This window comes from Hydrocoleum sp. CS-953 (genome assembly GCF_002260545.1).
Taxonomy (GTDB): Bacteria; Cyanobacteriota; Cyanobacteriia; order Cyanobacteriales; family Microcoleaceae; genus Trichodesmium.
The window spans coordinates 1-2,609 of the sequence record NZ_LGSU01000274.1; the positions used below are offsets into that span (position 1 = coordinate 1).

Genomic DNA, 2,609 nt, shown 5'->3' on the forward strand with positions numbered 1-2,609 from the left:
CTAAAAACTAAGACGTTATAGTTTTAGCATATATTAACCTATTTTACATAATAACAGATATTTACTCAAAATGAACTTATACTTAGGACTTGATTTNCTCAGTCAAATAAATTGCCTCATGTTTGGCAAAAAGCTTTATTTCATCTCCTGAACAATATTCCCCAGGAAATACGAAGGGAGATTCGAGCGATCGCTATTGATGGTACTTCGGCAACTGTACTATTGTGCAATAGTTATGGTAAACCTCTGAGTGAAGCGTTCCTGTTACAATGACAGAGTTAGATGTAGGTTGGGTTGAGGCAACGAAACCCAACACTATATTGATTTGTTGGGTTTGACTCCGTTCTACCCAACAAAGCTAAAAACTATAACGTTATAGTTTTAGCATATATTAACCTATTTTACATAATAACAGATATTTACTCAAAATGAACTTATACTTAGGACTTGATTTTGGNTAACGTTATAGTTTTAGCATATATTAACCTATTTTACATAATAACAGATATTTACTCAAAATGAACTTATACTTAGGACTTGATTTTGGTACTTCGGGAGCGCGTGCTGTGGTTATTGACTCTAACCTTCAAGTTAAAGCACAAACACAGTACGCTTGGGAAAATGCTCAGTCAAATAAATTGCCTCATGTTTGGCAAAAAGCTTTATTTCATCTCCTGAACAATATTTCCCAGGAAATACGAAGGGAGATTCGAGCGATCGCTATTGATGGTACTTCGGCAACTGTACTATTGTGCAATAGTTATGGTAAACCTGTGACTGAAGCACTTCTTTACAATGACAGTAGGGGAGTGGCAATGATGGATAAGTTGAAAAGTATNGAAATACGAAGGGAGATTCGAGCGATCGCTATTGATGGTACTTCGGCAACTGTACTATTGTGCAATAGTTATGGTAAACCTGTGACTGAAGCACTTCTTTACAATGACAGTAGGGGAGTGGCAATGATGGATAAGTTGAAAAGTATTGCTCCAGATAATCATCCTGTTATTAGTGCGACTTCTAGTTTCGCAAAATTGTTATGGTTGCTTGAAAATATTTCTCTGTCAAACCAAACTTATTATTTTTTGCATCAAGCAGACTGGTTAGGATTTTTGCTTCATGGAAAACTGGGAGTAAGTGACTATAATAATGTTTTGAAACTGGGTTATGATGTGGGCGACTTATCTTATCGAGACTGGTTGACTAATTTTGTTAATTCTGAAGTTGGCAAAAGTATCCAGTTACCAGAAGTAGTTACCCCAGGTGCGACTGTCGGAAATGTGACAACAGAAGTTGTAAATAATTTTGGTTTGTCTCCTGAATGTGTTGTTTGTGGCGGTACAACAGATAGTATTGCTGCTTTTATTGCTAGTGGTGCTAATACTCCGGGAGAAGCAGTAACTTCTTTGGGTTCGACGCTAGTGTTAAAACTTTTGAGTCGTACTAGAGTTGATGATGCTAAATATGGTATTTATAGTCATCGTCTCGGAGATTTGTGGTTAGTCGGTGGTGCTTCTAATACTGGGGGTGCTGTTTTACGACATTTTTTTACTGATAATGAGTTGGAAAGTTTGAGTAAACAAATAGATCCTAATATTAAAAGTGGGTTAGATTATTATCCTTTGTTGGAAAAAGGCGATCGCTTTCCTATTAATGACCCGGAATTACTACCAAGATTAACCCCTAGACCAGAAAATCCTGTAGTTTTTCTTCATGGTTTACTTGAAAGTATTGCTAGAATTGAATTACGAGGCTATGAACTGTTGCAAGCATTAAGCGCAGCTACCCNTCGCTTTCCTATTAATGACCCGGAATTACTACCAAGATTAACCCCTAGACCAGAAAATCCTGTAGTTTTTCTTCATGGTTTACTTGAAAGTATTGCTAGAATTGAATTACGAGGCTATGAACTGTTGCAAGCATTAAGCGCAGCTACCCTCACCAAGGTCTATACTGCTGGAGGTGGTGCTAAAAATCCTACTTTTACAGAAATTCGGGGACGGTATTTAGGAGTACCCACGATGAAAGCTGTTTATACAGATGCAGCTTATGGTAGTGCTATTTTGGCAAAACGAGGGAATAGGGAGTAGGGAGTAGGGAGTAGGGAAGAAGAATTAATTGATAATTTAGAAATAGGGAATAGGAAATAGAAAACAAAAATTTGTAGTAATAATCTAGACATAGTTTACAGAATTTTGCGCTTTCCATATTAAGGGTGGGTTAACCAATTCTATTTTGGCATTTTTGAATGCTAGATTAAGACGACCATCCAAATCACGTCGTTCAAATTGACTAGGTTCGCATTCTCCTTTTAAAACCAGGTCTCCATCCCAACTATATACTTCCACAAATCTCAAAGTAGGTTCTCGGTATTCAGCTACTATCCACCAACCACTTCTGCCTGTTTTAAGAAGTTCCAATAAATTGTCGCGAGTTCTCACTCTAATAGTTGTACCTTGATTCATGGGATTAATAGACAAGTAAATTTTGAGGAAAATTTTATTTTTTTCGGATAAATTTTAATAATTAATAGGTTTTACCACACCATTTTCATCTGGCTTTTGACCGCTATGCTTGACAAATTCAGGAATAAAAATTCCTGTTGCTGG

2 protein-coding genes and 2 pseudogenes are annotated in these 2,609 nt (G+C 36.7%); 3 read left to right on the forward strand and 1 reads right to left on the reverse strand.

Annotation, left to right across the window (positions count from 1 at the left end):
* Positions 1 to 518: 518 nt before the first annotated feature.
* The 3 genes and pseudogenes from AFK68_RS40890 to AFK68_RS02460 form a co-directional block, all read left to right on the forward strand.
* The coding region (locus AFK68_RS40890; protein WP_246843947.1) for an FGGY family carbohydrate kinase at positions 519 to 838 on the forward strand (320 nt) is incomplete at its 3' end.
* A gap of 1 nt (position 839) precedes the next feature.
* Positions 840 to 1,788 (forward strand): annotated as a pseudogene (locus tag AFK68_RS02455) (FGGY-family carbohydrate kinase); the annotation flags it as partial.
* 1 nt (position 1,789) lies between these two features.
* A pseudogene (locus AFK68_RS02460) lies at positions 1,790 to 2,090 on the forward strand (FGGY-family carbohydrate kinase); the annotation flags it as partial.
* Between the two features lie 84 nt (positions 2,091 to 2,174).
* On the opposite strand, the gene AFK68_RS02465 reads toward AFK68_RS02460, so the two are convergent.
* Complete coding sequence (locus AFK68_RS02465) at positions 2,175 to 2,465, reverse strand: hypothetical protein (protein WP_094671358.1); 291 nt, start codon at positions 2,463 to 2,465, stop codon at positions 2,175 to 2,177.
* Positions 2,466 to 2,609: the final 144 nt, after the last annotated feature.

What these genes read in the sequence shown, in the direction of transcription:
- AFK68_RS02465 (WP_094671358.1), bottom strand. Translation starts at nt 2,465, where the DNA reads ATGAATCAAGGTACAACTATTAGAGTGAGAACTCGCGACAATTTATTG.